The sequence below is a fragment of the Halomonas llamarensis genome, assembly GCF_023555005.1.
Classification (GTDB): Bacteria; Pseudomonadota; Gammaproteobacteria; order Pseudomonadales; family Halomonadaceae; genus Vreelandella; species Vreelandella llamarensis.
On the sequence record NZ_JAMJPJ010000022.1, the window covers coordinates 23459 to 39474 of the forward strand.

The 16016-nt window shown below is 55.0% G+C and carries 16 protein-coding genes; 6 read left to right on the forward strand and 10 right to left on the reverse strand.

Going from position 1 to position 16016, the window contains the following annotated elements; all coding sequences use genetic code 11:
- From M8006_RS12525 to argC, 10 genes are all read right to left on the reverse strand, one after another.
- Positions 1 to 441 carry an ATP synthase subunit I gene (locus tag M8006_RS12525; RefSeq protein ID WP_347709765.1) on the reverse strand — a complete coding sequence of 147 codons (441 nt, stop codon included), beginning with the start codon at positions 439 to 441 and terminating at the stop codon, positions 1 to 3.
- A 178-nt stretch (positions 442 to 619) separates the two neighbouring features.
- Positions 620 to 1561, reverse strand: coding sequence for a ParB/RepB/Spo0J family partition protein (locus M8006_RS12530; RefSeq protein ID WP_250082693.1), 942 nt, complete (start codon positions 1559 to 1561; stop codon positions 620 to 622).
- A gap of 40 nt (positions 1562 to 1601) precedes the next feature.
- Positions 1602 to 2369 (reverse strand): ParA family protein, encoded by a 768-nt coding sequence (locus tag M8006_RS12535; RefSeq protein WP_250082694.1) that lies wholly within the window; start codon positions 2367 to 2369, stop codon positions 1602 to 1604.
- A 34-nt stretch (positions 2370 to 2403) separates the two neighbouring features.
- Positions 2404 to 3063 carry a 16S rRNA (guanine(527)-N(7))-methyltransferase RsmG gene (gene rsmG / locus M8006_RS12540; protein WP_250082697.1) on the reverse strand — a complete coding sequence of 220 codons (660 nt, stop codon included), beginning with the start codon at positions 3061 to 3063 and terminating at the stop codon, positions 2404 to 2406.
- Entirely contained in the window at positions 3060 to 4964 is a 1905-nt protein-coding gene (gene mnmG / locus M8006_RS12545; RefSeq protein WP_250082698.1) for a tRNA uridine-5-carboxymethylaminomethyl(34) synthesis enzyme MnmG, read from the reverse strand. The genes rsmG and mnmG overlap by 4 nt, the downstream gene beginning before the upstream one ends.
- Before the next feature lie 549 nt (positions 4965 to 5513).
- Positions 5514 to 6272 (reverse strand): amino acid ABC transporter ATP-binding protein, encoded by a 759-nt coding sequence (locus M8006_RS12550; RefSeq protein WP_284047044.1) that lies wholly within the window; start codon positions 6270 to 6272, stop codon positions 5514 to 5516.
- 10 nt (positions 6273 to 6282) lie between these two features.
- On the reverse strand, positions 6283 to 6954 hold the full coding sequence (locus M8006_RS12555) for an amino acid ABC transporter permease (protein WP_250082700.1): 672 nt from the start codon (positions 6952 to 6954) through the stop codon (positions 6283 to 6285).
- Positions 6955 to 7078: 124 nt separating this feature from the next.
- The gene (locus M8006_RS12560; RefSeq protein WP_250082703.1) at positions 7079 to 7870 is read right to left on the reverse strand and encodes a transporter substrate-binding domain-containing protein; all 792 of its coding nucleotides are present in this window, start codon (positions 7868 to 7870) and stop codon (positions 7079 to 7081) included.
- 178 nt (positions 7871 to 8048) lie between these two features.
- Entirely contained in the window at positions 8049 to 8402 is a 354-nt protein-coding gene (gene erpA, locus M8006_RS12565; protein WP_250082705.1) for an iron-sulfur cluster insertion protein ErpA, read from the reverse strand.
- Positions 8403 to 8504: 102 nt separating this feature from the next.
- Positions 8505 to 9551, reverse strand: coding sequence for an N-acetyl-gamma-glutamyl-phosphate reductase (gene argC / locus M8006_RS12570; RefSeq protein WP_250082707.1), 1047 nt, complete (start codon positions 9549 to 9551; stop codon positions 8505 to 8507).
- A 181-nt stretch (positions 9552 to 9732) separates the two neighbouring features.
- Between argC and M8006_RS12575 the strand changes: the two genes are divergently transcribed.
- The 6 genes from M8006_RS12575 to hemW are packed head-to-tail and all read left to right on the forward strand — an operon-like array spanning position 9733 to position 15995.
- Entirely contained in the window at positions 9733 to 11571 is a 1839-nt protein-coding gene (locus tag M8006_RS12575) for a chloride channel protein (RefSeq protein ID WP_250082709.1), read from the forward strand.
- Between the two features lie 26 nt (positions 11572 to 11597).
- Positions 11598 to 12029 (forward strand): protoporphyrinogen oxidase HemJ, encoded by a 432-nt coding sequence (hemJ, locus tag M8006_RS12580; protein ID WP_250082711.1) that lies wholly within the window; start codon positions 11598 to 11600, stop codon positions 12027 to 12029.
- Entirely contained in the window at positions 12029 to 12847 is an 819-nt protein-coding gene (gene thiD, locus M8006_RS12585; protein ID WP_250082713.1) for a bifunctional hydroxymethylpyrimidine kinase/phosphomethylpyrimidine kinase, read from the forward strand. The genes hemJ and thiD overlap by 1 nt, the downstream gene beginning before the upstream one ends.
- 52 nt (positions 12848 to 12899) lie before the next feature.
- Entirely contained in the window at positions 12900 to 14186 is a 1287-nt protein-coding gene (hemL, locus tag M8006_RS12590) for a glutamate-1-semialdehyde 2,1-aminomutase (RefSeq protein ID WP_250082715.1), read from the forward strand.
- A 26-nt stretch (positions 14187 to 14212) separates the two neighbouring features.
- A complete protein-coding gene (gene rdgB / locus M8006_RS12595; RefSeq protein WP_250082717.1) occupies positions 14213 to 14836 on the forward strand; it encodes an RdgB/HAM1 family non-canonical purine NTP pyrophosphatase in 624 nt (207 codons plus the stop codon).
- Positions 14829 to 15995 (forward strand): radical SAM family heme chaperone HemW, encoded by a 1167-nt coding sequence (gene hemW, locus M8006_RS12600; RefSeq protein ID WP_250082720.1) that lies wholly within the window; start codon positions 14829 to 14831, stop codon positions 15993 to 15995. The genes rdgB and hemW overlap by 8 nt, the downstream gene beginning before the upstream one ends.
- Positions 15996 to 16016: the final 21 nt, after the last annotated feature.

The following is a 16016-nucleotide window of genomic DNA, read 5'->3' on the forward strand; positions in this document are numbered from 1 at the left end:
TCAATCAGTTGGGCGGTGTTTGGGCATTAGCCAAGGTGCCAGCCAATGTGTCAGGACAACCGCTACGTAAGCACAAAAAAAGAAAGCGGGGTTTGAGGGGGGCACTGTGAGGAACACCGTAATAAACAGCACCACCGTCAAACCGAACTTACCCATTTCAGCACGAAAAAGACGCTTTGCACTTTGCGAGGCGCGAACCTGATGGTTGAGTACACCAGAGCGGGCGATAAACAGCCCGTTAGGTATTACCGCCAGAGCTATACCCAGTAAAGACGATAATGCGCCCGTGCTTCCCGATACGGCAAATCCAAGTAGCACGCTGGTTAACGCAACGCTTGCTTGTATCGTAACCAGTCGACGTATATACACCTGCCGTCGCGTGACTTCTCGCCGTTGCCGCATTTTCGTCGCTACTCTTGCACGGTGATTGTGATTCGTCATGAACCGCGCCTTACGTCAGCAAGCCTATGTTTACAGCTTGCACAAATCTTGCGCGATTATAGGGAAGCGCTATCGCCCCTTCAACCAAAGTCATTCGCTTTTTGCCCGTAAGATTGGCGACTTGCGACCAAAGGGGGAAAGAATATTCACATTTCACCCTTCGAGCCTATTTTTCTCGTTACTGAATATGACCGAGTATGCCATCGAGCTCTTCTAGGCTGGTGTAGCGGATGGTGAGCTTACCTTTGCCTTTTTGTCCGTGTTGAATCGATACGGGTGCACCGAGCTGCTCGCTTAAGCGCGTTTCTAACCGGGCGACATCTGGCGACGGCGTTTGGCGACTTTTAGCGCGCGCAGGCTCGCCTTGGGTTTGACGTTTTTTCACCAGGGTTTCTGTTGCCCGAACGGTAAGGTCGTGATTGACGACATCGTGGGCCACTTGACGTTGTTCGGCGCTATTAAGCGAAAGTAACGCGCGAGCATGGCCCATATCCAAATCCCCGCGCTCAAGCAGCGTTTGTACTTCTGGGTCAAGCGCGAGTAAGCGGAGTAAATTTGCTACTTGCGTACGCGATTTACCCACCGCATCGGCGATTTGTTGTTGGGTTAGCTCGAACTCTTCGCCTAAGCGCTTGAGCGCGATGGCTTCTTCTACCACGTTCAGGTTTTCGCGTTGAATGTTTTCAATCAACGCCAAGGCCAGGGCGACTTCATCGCTGGCCTCGCGAATAACCGCGGGAATAACGTCTAGCTCAGCCAGCTGGGCGGCTCGCCAACGCCGCTCACCGGCGATAATCTCATAGCGGTTTTCCGCCACCGGACGCACCACAATGGGTTGCATAACCCCCTGTGCGCGAATGGAATCGGCAAGTTCTTCCAGCGCTTCAGGCTGAATATCGCGCCGTGGCTGATACTTCCCGCGAACCAGTTGGCCCAGCGGCAAGCGCACAAGCCGATCCGGCTCACTTGTGGACGCTTCCGCCCTTGCCGGTGTGGAAACCGATGGCTCGGAATCGACCGGTACGGGATCGCCGATGGTGATGTCTAAACTGTCTCGGCGGCGGGCACCGGCGCCGATTAGGGCGTCGAGGCCGCGTCCGAGCGCACGTTTACGCGTCATTGTTTTCCCTCATGAAACGACGTTTGCCAACAGCGTCTGTTTAAAGCGTTAATCGACGAATCAACTCTTTAGCCAACACGCGGTACGCCTGACTGCCCCGCGAAAAGCGTGCATAGTGCGTAACCGGCAGGCCGTGGCTGGGCGCTTCTGCGACTTTGATATTGCGCGGAATGGTGGTTTTTAGCAGCGCATCGCCAAAAAAGTCGCGCAGCTGCTTATCCACTTCGCGCGTCAAGCTGGTGCGTTTGTCGTACATGGTGCGCAAAATACCGGACACGCTAAGCGCTGGGTTGATGTTTTCTTTGATCTGCTCAACCGTATCCAATAACGCAGAAAGCCCTTCAAGTGCATAAAACTCGCATTGTAACGGGATAAGAACACCATTGGCGGCGGTCAGCGCATTCACCGTGAGCATATTAAGCGATGGTGGGCAGTCAATTAGCACCACATCATAGTTAGCGCTCACCTCATTCAGCGCTGACGATAAACGGCTTTTTCGTGCTTCGCTATCCAGCAGCTCAACTTCGGCGGCGGTTAAATCACCGTTTCCCGGCAATACATCAAACCCCACTGGAAGGTTCTGCGCGATCACATCGCTTGCCTTGGCGTCACCTAACAGCACATCGAGCACGCTAACGTCTAATTCGTGTTTATCGATGCCGCTGCCCATGCTGGCATGGCCTTGTGGGTCAAGATCCACCAGTAGTACGCAGCGGCCAAGCTGCGCAAGACTCGCCGCCAGATTGACGGCGGAAGTGGTTTTGCCCACGCCGCCTTTTTGGTTGGTCAGGGCGATGATCTGGCTCACTTACGCAACTCCTTGTGGATTTACCAGGGCGGTACTAAAACCGCGAGGACAAGATCAGTAGCTGCCGCGTGGCGGCTTCAAACGGTACTTTAAGCGAATGCCGCGCTTTAATTTCGATATCAGCGGGCAACCCTTGTAGCTCGTCGTCAGCGCCGGGGCCTTTCATTGCTAGCCACTCGCCGTGGGCAGCGGGCAGTTGACATGTCAGCGTGACAAAATCCTTGATACTGGCAAAGGCGCGCGAAATCACCTGATCAAACGTAGCGGCGTCAAACTGCTCAACGCGAGTTTGTACGGGAGTGACGTTTTCAAGTCCAAGCTCCATGATGGCTTGACGCTGAAAGCGCACTTTTTTGCCGTTGCTGTCGAGCAGCGTAACGTTAAGCGCCGGGTTAAGAATCGCGAGCACCAAGCCGGGAAGCCCCGGCCCGGCTCCTACGTCCAATACGCGCGGTCCGTGCACAAACGGTGCCACCGCGGCGCTATCAAGAAGATGGCGCGCAACCATGTCATTCACGTCACGCACTGCGGTGAGGTTATAAGCCCGGTTCCACTTGTGCAATAGGGCCAAAAGACCCAGCAGGCGCTCTCGCTGCTCACTTGTGGTCGTTTGGCCTAGTGCCTCAAGCCCTTGGCCCAGGCGTTCGGCGATACCCTGTGGTAACGATGCGGTCAGCTTTGCCAGCGCGCTCATCCGTTGGCGACCTCGTTTTTTTCCACCAATCGGCGCTTTTTCAAGTGAATCAGCAAGACCGACACCGCCGCTGGCGTTACCCCAGAAATGCGCGCCGCTTGGGCGAGTGTTGCCGGGCGTGCCTCGATAAGTTTTTGGCAGATTTCGTTGGAAAGCCCTTCGACTCGTTGGTAATCCAAACTATCGGGGAGCGGTGTCGCTTCGTGGCGCTTGAGCTTGTCGATTTCGTCCTGCTGACGGTCGATATAACCCTGATATTTGGCCTGAATTTGCACCTGTTCGGTAACGGCGTCGTTATCTACCGCCTCACCTTCGATACCCGGTAACGTTGCGATATCGGCATAGGTAAGCTCGGGGCGCCTGAGCAAATCGCTTAAGCGATACTCCCGTGTTAACGCTTTGCCGGTTTTTTCGCCAAGGCGTTCGGCCGCTGGGGTATTGGGCTGCACCCAGGTGGCGGCGAGCCGTTGATTTTCTCGCTCAATGGCGTCGCGCTTTTGGCTGAAAGCATCCCAGCGGGTCTCGTTCACTAACCCCAATTCACGGCCGGTTTCAGTCAAGCGTAAATCGGCGTTGTCTTCGCGCAGCAACAGGCGGTATTCGGCACGCGAGGTAAACATCCGGTAAGGCTCTTTGGTGCCCATGGTGATCAGGTCATCGACCAGCACGCCCAAATACGCTTCATCGCGGCGCGGCCACCAGGCCTCCAATGCTTTCGCGCGGCGAGCGGCGTTCAAACCGGCAAGCAGCCCTTGTGCACCGGCTTCTTCATACCCGGTGGTACCGTTAATTTGCCCGGCAAAAAACAGGTTGTGGATAAATTTGGTTTCCAGCGAGTGTTTCAGATCGCGGGGATCAAAGAAATCGTACTCAATGGCGTAGCCTGGCCGCGTGATATGCGCGTTTTCCAGCCCCTTGATCGAGCGCACCACCTGAAGCTGAATATCAAACGGCAGCGACGTGGAGATCCCGTTGGGATACAGCTCGTTAGTATCTAAACCTTCTGGCTCGATGAAAATTTGGTGGCTTGATTTATCCGCGAAGCGATGGACCTTGTCCTCAATCGACGGGCAGTAACGCGGGCCGATGCCCTCGATCACGCCGGAGTACATCGGCGAGCGATCCAGGTTTTTTAGAATGATGTCATGCGTTTGCGTATTAGTATGCGCAATATGGCAGCTCATCTGGCGTGGATGCATTCCGCGGTTGCCGAGATACGACATCACTGGCGTAGGCGAATCTCCCGGCTGCTCTTCGAGGTGGGAGAAATCCACGGTTTTAGCGTCAAGACGTGGCGGCGTGCCAGTTTTTAGCCGGTCAACACGAAACGGCAGTGCGCGTAGCCGTTCGGCTAAGGCGTTGGAGGGAGGATCCCCGGCGCGTCCACCGCGACTTTGATTAAGCCCGATATGAATCACACCCCCGAGGAAAGTCCCCGTGCAAAGCACGACAGATTCGCCGTGAAAGCGAATGCCGGTCTCGGTTTCCACACCGCGAACGGTGTCGTTGTCCACGATCAAATCGCCCGCTGCTTGCTGGAAAATCGTCAGATTCGGCTGGTTTTCCAGCATGCTGCGGATAGCCGCTTTGTAACGCACCCGGTCAGCTTGAGCACGGGTAGCGCGCACCGCCGGCCCTTTGCGAGCATTAAGCACACGAAATTGAATGCCACCTAGGTCCGTGGCTAGCCCCATTGCACCGCCAAGTGCATCGATTTCTTTGACTAAATGGCTTTTGCCGATGCCGCCGATCGCGGGGTTACACGACATTTGCCCTAAGGTTTCGATGTTGTGAGTGAGCAGCAGGGTTTGACAGCCCATGCGAGCAGAGGCCAGCGCGGCTTCGGTCCCCGCATGGCCACCGCCGATGACAATCACGTCAAAGCGGTCAGGATAGTTCATGACACCTCGTCTTGCGCGTTTTAGCGCGACTTTATTCAGCATGCATCAGTAAGCCCGGCAGTATAAACCTCCTGTGGGTAACCGTCAGGTTTTTCTACACACGGATTTCTTCACTCGACCCACTATTAATAACAATATATTTATAAATAAAAGAAGTTTTATTGTTATTGTAATTACTGGTGTGGATAAAATCTGTGGAAAAGAGTTTTTATGTTATACATATCAATTGTTTACTGTGTGGGTAGATAAGTTAATAAAGCGCGTACTAGACGCGTACAAACGGTGCTAAGCTTGTGGATGGAAAGGCGATTTACCCACAGGTCAAATTACTGACGGCTTTTCCACCGCTGCATACCTGACTTGTTACCGTGGCTGTGAACAACCTCGCGTTTTCTCCACAATGGCAATTAAACACCGGCATGCGGACACTTAAGGCAGATACATGAAGGCGCAAAAAAATATTATCCACAGGCAAAAAAAAGCCTGTCACGAGGACAGGCGATAAAATAGAGCGATTTTTGGCGCTTTTCTTAGCGCTAATATGGCTAATTAGTGTTTTAAAACACGTGCCAAAAACGACTGTGTACGTTCGTGTTGGGGTTTATCAAATAGCTTCTCGGGTGGGCCTTGTTCGGTAATTTCCCCGTGGTGAATGAAAATTACCCGGTCGGCGACTTCGCGAGCAAAGCCCATTTCATGGGTAACAATCACCATGGTCATGCCCTCTTTTGCCAACTCGCGCATGGCGTCGAGCACTTCACCGATCATCTCCGGATCTAGTGCTGACGTGGGCTCATCAAAGAGCATTAATCTCGGTTCCATGGCCAGGGCGCGGGCAAGTGCTACACGCTGCTGCTGGCCGCCTGAAAGCTGTGCCGGGTACTTATCCGCCTGGTCGGAAATACCCACGCGCTCAAGTAGACGCTGGGAAGTTTCGAGGGCATCTGCACGGCTCCAACCGCGCACCTTCATCGGGGCAAGCGAAATATTGTCAATGACGCTGAGATGGGGAAAAAGGTTGAATTGCTGAAATACCATGCCCACTTCAGTGCGGATTTTTTGCAGTGCCTTGCCGCTTTTGCCGTGAGGTAATAGCGCTTTGCTATCCACCATCAGGCTACCTTGCTGAAACTCCTCAAGCCCGTTGATACAGCGAATCAGCGTGGATTTTCCCGAGCCGCTGGCGCCAATAACGACCACCACTTCGCCGGGCATAATTTCAAGCTCGATATCTTTAAGCACATGCAGGCTACCGAAGTGTTTGTTCAGCGCTTGCATGGCCACGATCGGTTGTGTCGTCTCGTTCATGTCCGCGTCCTTATTGTCCGGCTAGGCCTCTGCGCTCTAACTGGCGCAGGAGAATGGAGAGGGTCCAGGTGATCGCCAAATAAAGCAGAGCGACCATTAAATAGACCTCCATCGCGGTAAATGTCGTAGCAATGTAGATCTGCCCTTGGCGAACAAGCTCGCCCACGCCGATAACCGAAAACAGCGACGTATCTTTGATGCTGATAATGGCTTGGTTACCTAGCGGCGGAACCATACGGCGAAAAGCCTGGGGCCAGATGATGTAGCGAAACGCTTGTGTGCGCGAGAGCCCCAGTGAGAGTGAGGCCTCGCGCTGGCCGCGCTCAATGGACTGCACGCCACCGCGTACAATTTCAGAAATATACGCGCCTGAATTGATCGCAATGGCGGCGATCCCGGCGGTAAGGGCGTTGATAGGGCTGCCCAAAATTTGCGGTAACCCGTAGAAGATAAACAGTACTTGGACCAGGATCGGTGTACCGCGAAAAACTTCGACATACACAATAGCGGGCCAACGAAGCCAGCGTAGCGGGCTAATGCGTAGCAAGCCAAAAAAGATGCCGATAAAAAAACCAAAGGCAAGGCCGCCAAACGAAATCAATAGTGTCCAGGGAATCCCTGGCAGTAGGTGAGGGATTGAGCCGAACGCGGCGGCCCAATCAAATTCAAACGTAGCGTCCACGTGTGCTCTCCTAAAAAAGCCACAACATAACGACACAAGGCCGGGGGCGAGACCACCCGGCCCTGATGCGTATAAAAAGGAAGTATTGTCGTTAGCGATTAACGAATAAGAGAATTAGCGATGATTACTCATCGCTAGGGGTTTCGCCAAACCACTTGGTGTAGATCTCATCGTAGGTGCCATCTTTATGCATGTCAGCGAGTGCCTCGTTAGAGGGTTCTACCCAGTCACTGCCTTTATTGAAAACGATACCGTATTGTTGACCTTCGTAAAGTGGGCCAACCACTTTGGTACGTCCTTCGCCGCGCGTTTGCGTGAAGTAGCCTACGTTGGGGGCATCGTAGAAAGCGGCATCAACGTTACGGCCTAAAAGTGCCATGTACATATCTGAGGTGCCGGGATATGGGGTGACATCGGCGTCATCGCCAAACTTTTCGGTCAGATAGTCATAACTGGTGGAACCGATTTTAGTGGCGATGGACATGCCTTCGAGGTCGTCGATGGTGGTGACTTCGTTGTTGTCATCACGGACGATAATGCGCAGGCCGGAATCATAGTAGGGATCGGAGAAATCCACGATTTCGGCGCGCTCATCGGTAATGGTGATACCGGCGATGGCAATTTCCTGGCTGCCGGTTTGAACGGCGGGAATAATGCCGTTGAATTCCATGGTAGTGAGGTCGACCTCAAAACCAGCGCGTTCGGCGATTTCGTTGATGATGTCCATATCGAAGCCGGTCATTTCACCGGTTTCTTGATCCATCATCTCGAAAGGCACAAAGCTTGGGTCGGTCGCCACGTTAACGGTGGGCTTATCTTGGGCGACGGCGAGACTTGCGGTGCCTAAACCGAGCGCTACAGCAGCGGCGAGGGCGGTTTTTGGCAGGCTAGTGTGGAAAATTGCGGTTTTTTTCATGGTATTCCCCGTGCGTTATTGGCCTGAATGGCACGTCGATAGCGCTATGCAATGCGCTATCAAAACGGCCGTAAGACTGTTATTGACCTTTTTAACCTTGGCGAGAAACCACCATGGCGTCAAGTCACGGGGAGAAGCCGTGGTAAACGTTGCGTAGACGCAAGCGCGCTTGTGGGATTTACACCATAAAAGAGGCGCCACAGCCGCAGGTGGTGGTGGCGTTAGGGTTTTGTACGCGAAAACGGGCGCCCGCCAGACCCTCTTCGTAATCGACCGTGGAGCCCACCAAATATTGGTAAGACAGTGGGTCAACCACGAGTGACGCCTCGCCAAACTTGATCAAGGTGTCGTCTTCGGCGACGTTGTCGGCAAAATCAAACCCGTATTGAAACCCCGAACAGCCGCCGCCCGTCACGTAGACGCGCAGCTTCAACGTGGGGTTACTCTCTTCTGCAATAAGCGCCTTGATGCGTGTGCGTGCACTATCAGACAGCATCAGCGGCGTGGGGACAAAGGATTCGGCACTGCTCATGGAACCTCCCGCGAGCGTGAGGGAATATTGCTATTTAAAACGCAATTATGGGTAATTCCTAGTAAAACAGTCAACTTTATCGAGATATTAGCGTGCCACCGTTCAGGGCATCAGCGCTGGGGCGTCAAGGCCTAGCGTCTCTTTTAACCCGAACATCAGGTTAAGGTTTTGAATTGCTTGACCGGAAGCGCCTTTCACCAAGTTATCAATCACCGACAGTACCACGGTATTGCCGTTATCGGGGCGATGAACCGCCAAGCGGCAGGTATTAATGCCTTTTACGCTGCGGGTTTCCGGATGGCTGCCGGTGGGCATCACATCGACAAACGGCTCATTGGCGTAGCGCGCTTCAAACAGTTCTTGAAGTTCTTGTGCTTGAAGTTCTTGCGGCTCGGCCTTGAGCTTGCCATAGAGTGTAGCGTGGATACCGCGAATCATCGGCGTTAAGTGCGGCACAAAGGTAAGCCCTACACTGCTGCCTTGAATATCGGCTAGCCCCTGGCGGATTTCTGGCAGGTGGCGGTGGCCAGAGGCGCCGTAGGCTTTCATGGATTCGCTCGCTTCGGCGAGTAGCGATGGCACTTTGGCACCGCGCCCCGCGCCAGTAACGCCAGATTTACAGTCAGCAATAAGCTGCGTTGAATCAATTAGGCCGGCTTCTAACAGCGGCAAGTAACCCAGCTGTACCGCGGTGGGGTAACAGCCAGGCACGGCGATCAAGCGCGCGCGTTTGATCGCTTCGCGATGCATCTCAGGCAAGCCGTAAACGGCTTCATTGAGAAGCTCGGGGGCGCCGTGAGGCTGGTTGTACCAGTGACTCCACTCATCCACATCGCGTAGACGAAAGTCGGCGGATAAATCGATCACGCGGGTGCCATTTTGTAAAAGCTCACCGGCCAAGGCGTGGGCAACGCCGTGGGGCGTGGCGAAAAACACGGCGTCCATCGCGCCAAGCATTTTGGCGTCGGGCTCGCTGAAAGTGAGCGTGTTGTAGTGGCCGCGTAAGTTGGGGTACATATCGCATACCTTAACGCCTGTTTCCGAGCGCGAGGTGATCGCCTCGACACTAACTTCAGGGTGCTGGGAAAGCAGCCGTAAAAGTTCAACGCCGGTATAACCGGTACCGCCGACAATACCTACTTTAATCACACTCAACTCCTTACGGTTTGCGCTATTTGTGCCTCGTTGATAACAGTCTGAGCTTGAAAACAACCTGTTGCACGCTTTTTAGCTATGATACACAAGAGAGGGATAGGAAATAGAGTCGTCAGAAGCGTCGTAACAAGTGTGGTAACAAAAGAGCACAAGATTAAGAACAAGGATGGTGTGCGTGTCACGTTTTTCGCGGTCAGATTTTACCCTTGAGGGTTTTCGTCGCCAGCTCGCCAATGTGGATGCACTTCCGCAGCTTTGCGTGCTGGGGCTGGCGTCCGGGGTTATTACGGGGGCATTGATGGTGGGTTTTCGGCTACTGCTGGAAGCCGGTGCCACGCTATATATGCCGGAAGGCAAACCTGAGGCGTTTGAGGGGCTTTCTCCCTGGTTGCGTGCACTGTTACCTGTGATCGCCGTTACGCTCGTGGGGGGGCTGCTTTATCGGCAGAAAGCCAAAGCGCGCAATCTTGGCGTTAGTCATGTGATTGAGCGCTTGACCTATCACCAAGGGCGCTTTCCACTGTGTAACTGGCTTAACCAATGGTGGGTGGGCGTGGTGTCGGTCCTCGGTGGCCTGTCGGCGGGGCGCGAAGGGCCGGCGATTCATCTGGGTGCGGCAGCGTCGAGCGGTTTAGGCCAACAACTGCGCCTGCCGCACAATAGCCTGCGAGTGCTGGTGGCGTGCGGCACGGCAGCAGGTATTTCCGCTTCGTTTAACACCCCGATTGCCGGGGTCATCTTTGCCATGGAAGTGGTGATGATGGAATACACCTTGATGAGCTTCATGCCGGTTATTTTGGCATCTACCATGGGCGCATTGGTGGCGCAGTTGGCGTATGGCAGCGCGCCGGCGTTTAGTATTCCAGACGTCGCGCTGAATTCGTTTCTGAATTTGCCGTGGGTGGTTGTCATGGGGCTGGCGATTGGTCTCCTGGCGGGGCTTTTTATTCATGTTTCTCGTAGTGTGTGGATTCGACACCAGCCATTGTGGTTGCGCTTAGGCGCAACGGGCGTGTTAACCAGCGCGGTTGCCTGGTTTTTCCCCGAGGTGCAGGGGATCGGCTACGATAGCGTAGCGGCCGTGTTGGATAATCAGCTGACGATTTCCGTGTTGCTCGCGCTGGTGGTATTTAAACTGATTCTCACCGCGTTAACCGTGGCGGGCGGTGTGCCGATTGGCATTATTGGCCCAGTACTGGTGATTGGTGCTGCCGTTGGGTCACTTACCGGGCTATTCGGTGGGATTATTTGGCCTAATAGAGCGGCTGACCCGGCGATATTTGCCATGCTGGGAATGGCCGCGATGATGGGGGCTGTGCTACAGGCGCCGCTTGCGGCGTTGATGGCACTGTTAGAACTGACTCATACACCCAATATCATGCTGCCGGGGATGCTGGCGGTGGTGGTAGCGTGCCTCACCTCGCGCCAGCTCACCGGCTGCGAAGGTTTTTTTATCAGCTCGGTGCGTTACGGCTTGCATCCGCTTCAGCAGCCGCTGATGCAAGCGCTTTCACGGGTATCGGTACCGGCGGTGATGGAGCGCAGTGTGGTGCGTACCGAGCGTATGGTGTCCCACGCGCAGGTGCGCAAACTATTGCAAACTAACCCTGTTTGGATCGTGATTGAACGTTCGACGCGCGAGAAACCGGTGCTGGCGCTTAAAGCCGCGGAACTGGCCCGTTGGTTGATAGACCATGAAGTTTCTCAAACGCCGGAAGAAATCGCACAAGAGAAGATCGACCTATTGGAAATTCCGGGCAAGCGCCTAGAGATAGCACCCATCAGCCTGCAAGCCACCCTTTCCGAAGCGTTTATAACGCTGCAGAATGACGCCCTTGGCGCTCTTTATGTGGTGCATGGTTACCGGCCGAAGCAGCGCCGCATTTCGGGTATCATCACCCGTGGCGCCATTGAGCGTTATTATCAGTACTCCTATTCGCAGCACGCACAAGACAAAAACGCGGATACACCCAACGACACCTCAGACAGCAAGCGAGAAGGGGGACAGCGCTAAGCGACCCCTATGCGCAAGGAGCCACAATGTATTTATGGGTAAAAGCGATCCACTTGATCGCCATGGTCACTTGGTTTGCCGCGCTGTTTTATCTGCCGCGCTTGTACGTTTATCACGCCATGGCGCGAGATAAAAACGAGACGACCAGCATGGAAACGTTCAAAATCATGGAGCGTAAGCTCTACCGCGGCATTATGACGCCCTCCATGATTGTCGTGCTGATCTTCGGTGGCTGGATGCTGTTTCTCAACCCCGCTTGGCTCAGCCAAGGCTGGATGCACACCAAACTCTTACTGGTCGTGCTGCTGGTCGCGTATCACCACGTTTGTTTGATCTATTTAAAGCAATTCGCGCAAGATCGCTGCAAAAAAGGCAACGTTTTTTTCCGCTGGTTTAACGAGCTGCCGGTAGTGGCCCTGCTTATTATCGTTATTCTGGCCGTGCTTAAGCCGTACTGATGCGAAAGCCGCTACCCCCTGTTGTATTGGTATTAGCTGGCCATGACCCCACCGGTGGCGCTGGCATTATCGCCGATAGTGAAGCCATTGCCGCCGCCGGTGGCTGGGCGGTTACGGTGCCCACAGCCCTCACGGTGCAGAATCTTCACGATGTGCAACGCGTTATCCCTACCAGCCCGGATTCGATACTCGCGATGGTAGACGCGCTGGGTGAGTGGCCGGTGGCGGCGATTAAACTCGGATTGATCGCTGATGAAGCCACGCTTTTTGCGGTGGAAAAGGCCGTGCGGCGTTTTCCCGGTGTGCCGGTGGTGGCGGACCCGGTGATAAAAGCCGGCGGTGGAACTGAGTTATCCACACCCGCTTTGTGCCGAGCCTACAGACAGCGCTTGTTACCCCTTGTGGATATCTTAACGCCCAACCGTTACGAGCTTACCCAGCTGACACCGGACGTCCAGAAACCCGATGACGATACCGCCCGCGCGGTGGCGTTGATGTCACACGGTTGCCAAGCGATTCTAGTGACTGCCACTGATAACCCGCGCCCAGGCTGCGACCAGCAGCAAATTACCCACACCCTGCATATGCCCGATACCACACGTCAATGGCAGTGGCCGCGCCTGCCGGAACAGTTTCACGGCTCGGGTTGTACGCTGGCGTCATCGCTTGCCGCGCGTTTGGCCGTCGGTGAACGCTTACTAAGTGCCTGCGAGCAGGCGCAACACTTTACCTGGGAAAGTCTGTCACACGGCTATTATCAAGGCAGTGGCCAAGCGTTACCCCATCGCTTTTTTGACGCCCATTTTTTTACCCGATAAGTTTTATATAAACGTTTACATATAATCCATTTCTCATCACCGAGAGGACGCCATGACCACATCAGCCGAACTGTTTGACCGTGCCAGTCGCCATATCCCCGGCGGCGTTAACTCCCCCGTGCGCGCGTTTAAAGGGCTGCACCGCCCGCCGATTTTTATGGAGCGCGCCCAGGGCGCGTATCTGTTTGACGTGGAAGGCAACCGCTATGTCGATTATGTCGGCTCGTGGGGGCCAATGATTACCGGCCACGCCGACCAAGATGTGCTCGCCGCGGTGCGCGCGCGGCTGGATAACGGCCTCTCTTTCGGCACGCCGACAGAAATCGAAACCACCATGGCCGATTTGATTTGCGAGATGATTCCGTCGATGGAAATGGTCCGCATGACAAGCTCCGGCACCGAAGCCACCATGTCGGCGATCCGCTTGGCGCGCGGCTACACCGGCCGCGATAAGATCGTGAAGTTTGAAGGCAACTACCACGGCCACTCCGATTCATTGCTGGTCAAAGCCGGCTCCGGCGCGCTCACCCACGGCGAGCCGAGTTCACCGGGTGTGCCAGCGTCTCTTGCCGAGCATACGGTCACGCTGTCGTTTAATGACCCTGAAGGCGTGCAAGCCTGCTTTGACGAGATCGGCGATCAAGTCGCGTGCATTATTGTGGAGCCGGTGGCAGGCAACATGAACTGCATCCCGCCACAGCCCGAATTTCTTGAAACGCTGCGCCGGGTGTGTAACGAGCACGGCAGCGTGCTGATTTTTGACGAAGTGATGACCGGCTTTCGTGTCGCCCTCGGCGGTGCCCAGGCGCACTACAATGTAACGCCGGATTTAACCTGTTTGGGCAAGATCGTCGGTGGCGGTATGCCCGTCGGTGCCTTTGGTGGTAAGCGCGCGATTATGGAACAGATTTCCCCGCTTGGGCCGATTTACCACGCAGGCACGCTTTCGGGAAACCCGCTGGCGATGGCGGCGGGAGTGACACTATTGAATAAGCTTCAGGTACCGGGCTTTCACGATGCGCTGGCTCAACGCGTCGATACCTTACGTTTCGGCTTGCAAGAGCGGGCCGATGCCGCCGGTGTGCCGATGATCACGCAATCCGCTGGCGGTATGTTCGGGGTATTTTTCACCGCGCAATCGCGGGTGGATAACTTCGCCCAAGCCACTGCGTGCGACCCGGAAATGTTCCGCCGTTTCTTTAGCGCCATGCTGGATCACGGCGTGTATTTAGCCCCTTCCGCATTTGAGGCCGGCTTTATGTCCAGCGCCCACACTGCCGAGGATATTCAGCTCACTCTGGATGCGGCTGAAAAAGCCTTTGCGCTGATGGCGTCGTAACTGTAAGTCGATGTCAGGAGATTCCGATGACAGTAGACAGAACGTTGGTACTGGCCAGCGGTAATGCGGGAAAGTTACGTGAGTTCAACCAGTTGCTTGCGCCGCTGGGGATGGATGTGCGCCCGCAGGCGGATTTTGGCGTGGCAGATGTTGCCGAAACTGGGCTGACGTTTGTGGAGAATGCGCTGATTAAAGCACGGGCGGCGAGCGCGGCAAGTGGTTTGCCGGCGCTGGCCGACGATTCCGGCCTGGAAGTGGATGCCTTAAACGGTGCACCGGGGATTTATTCGGCGCGCTATGCCGGTGAGCCGAAAAGCGATGCGCGCAACAACGCCAAACTGATTGACGCTTTGCACGACGGCGTTGAAGGCCAGCGCAGCGGGCGCTATTGGTGTGTATTGGTGTATTTGCGCCACCCGGAAGACCCGGTGCCGATCATTGTGCAGCGCAGCTGGGAAGGCGAGATTCTCGCCCACCCACGTGGGGAGGGTGGCTTCGGTTATGACCCACTTTTTTGGCTGCCCGATCACGCCATGAGCGCCGCTGAAATGCCCGCTGAAAGCAAAAACCGTGTTAGCCACCGCGGCCGTGCGCTTAAGGCCCTGGTGGACATGCTAGAGGTGGAAACATCGCAGGTGGCGCATGGCTGAATTGCCGCCGCTATCGCTTTATATCCACACGCCGTGGTGCGTGCGCAAGTGCCCGTATTGCGACTTTAACTCTCATGAGTCCAATCATCGCGAGTTGCCTGAAGAGGCCTACTTGCGCGCACTGATTGCCGATTTTGATGCGGATCTTCCACTTGCCGCCGAGCGCCCGTTAGTCTCGATCTTTATCGGCGGCGGCACACCGAGTCTTCTGTCGCCGCGTTTTTATCATGTGTTGCTTGAGGCAATACAAGCGCGGTTATCGTTTGCCCCTGACATCGAAATCACCTTAGAAGCTAACCCCGGTACCACCGAGCAGCACCGTTTTACAGGCTATCGCGAGGCGGGCATTAACCGGCTTTCGCTGGGTGTACAGAGTTTTCATGCTGAACAGCTTGAAGCGCTGGGCCGTATTCACAGCGGCGAGGAAGCAGCTGCTGCCGTCGAGCAGGCAAGGGCGGCGGGTTTTCGCAACATTAATATCGATTTGATGCACGGCTTGCCAGGGCAGACCCCCGAACGTGCGCTTGCCGATATCGATCAAGCACTCGCGCTCGCGCCTGAGCACCTTTCCTGGTATCAAATCACTCTTGAGCCCAATACCGCTTTCCACTCTCACCCGCCCGTTCTTCCCGAAGAGGAGGCACTGTGGGAGATTCAAGACCAAGGGCACGAGCGCCTGGAAACCGCCGGTTTTTCACGTTACGAAATTTCCGCCTATGGCAAACCCGGGCGCGAAAGCCGTCATAACATGAACTATTGGCAGTTTGGCGATTATCTGGGTATTGGGGCTGGCGCGCACAGCAAGCTCAGCCATATGCGTGATAACAGCGAATGGGTCATTGAGCGACGTTGGAAAACCCGCCAGCCCGAGGCTTACCTGCAGCGCTTGGGTGACCTTCGCGGTTTTGTTGCCGGAAAACGTGAAGTCAACGTGGCCGAGCTTCCGCTTGAATTTTCTATGAACGCGCTGCGTTTGACCGACGGTGTGCCGATAGCCCTATGGTCGGCGTACACGGGTCAGCCAGAAGCTGTGCTAAATAAACGCTTACAAAGTGCCTACAAAAAAGGACTTTTAGAGGAAACAGCGAAAAGTCTTAGGGCATCCCCGCAAGGCCTACTATTCTTAAACGAGTTGCTGGCCGAGATCAGCGATGAATAATGAATTCTTTGTGACACATGA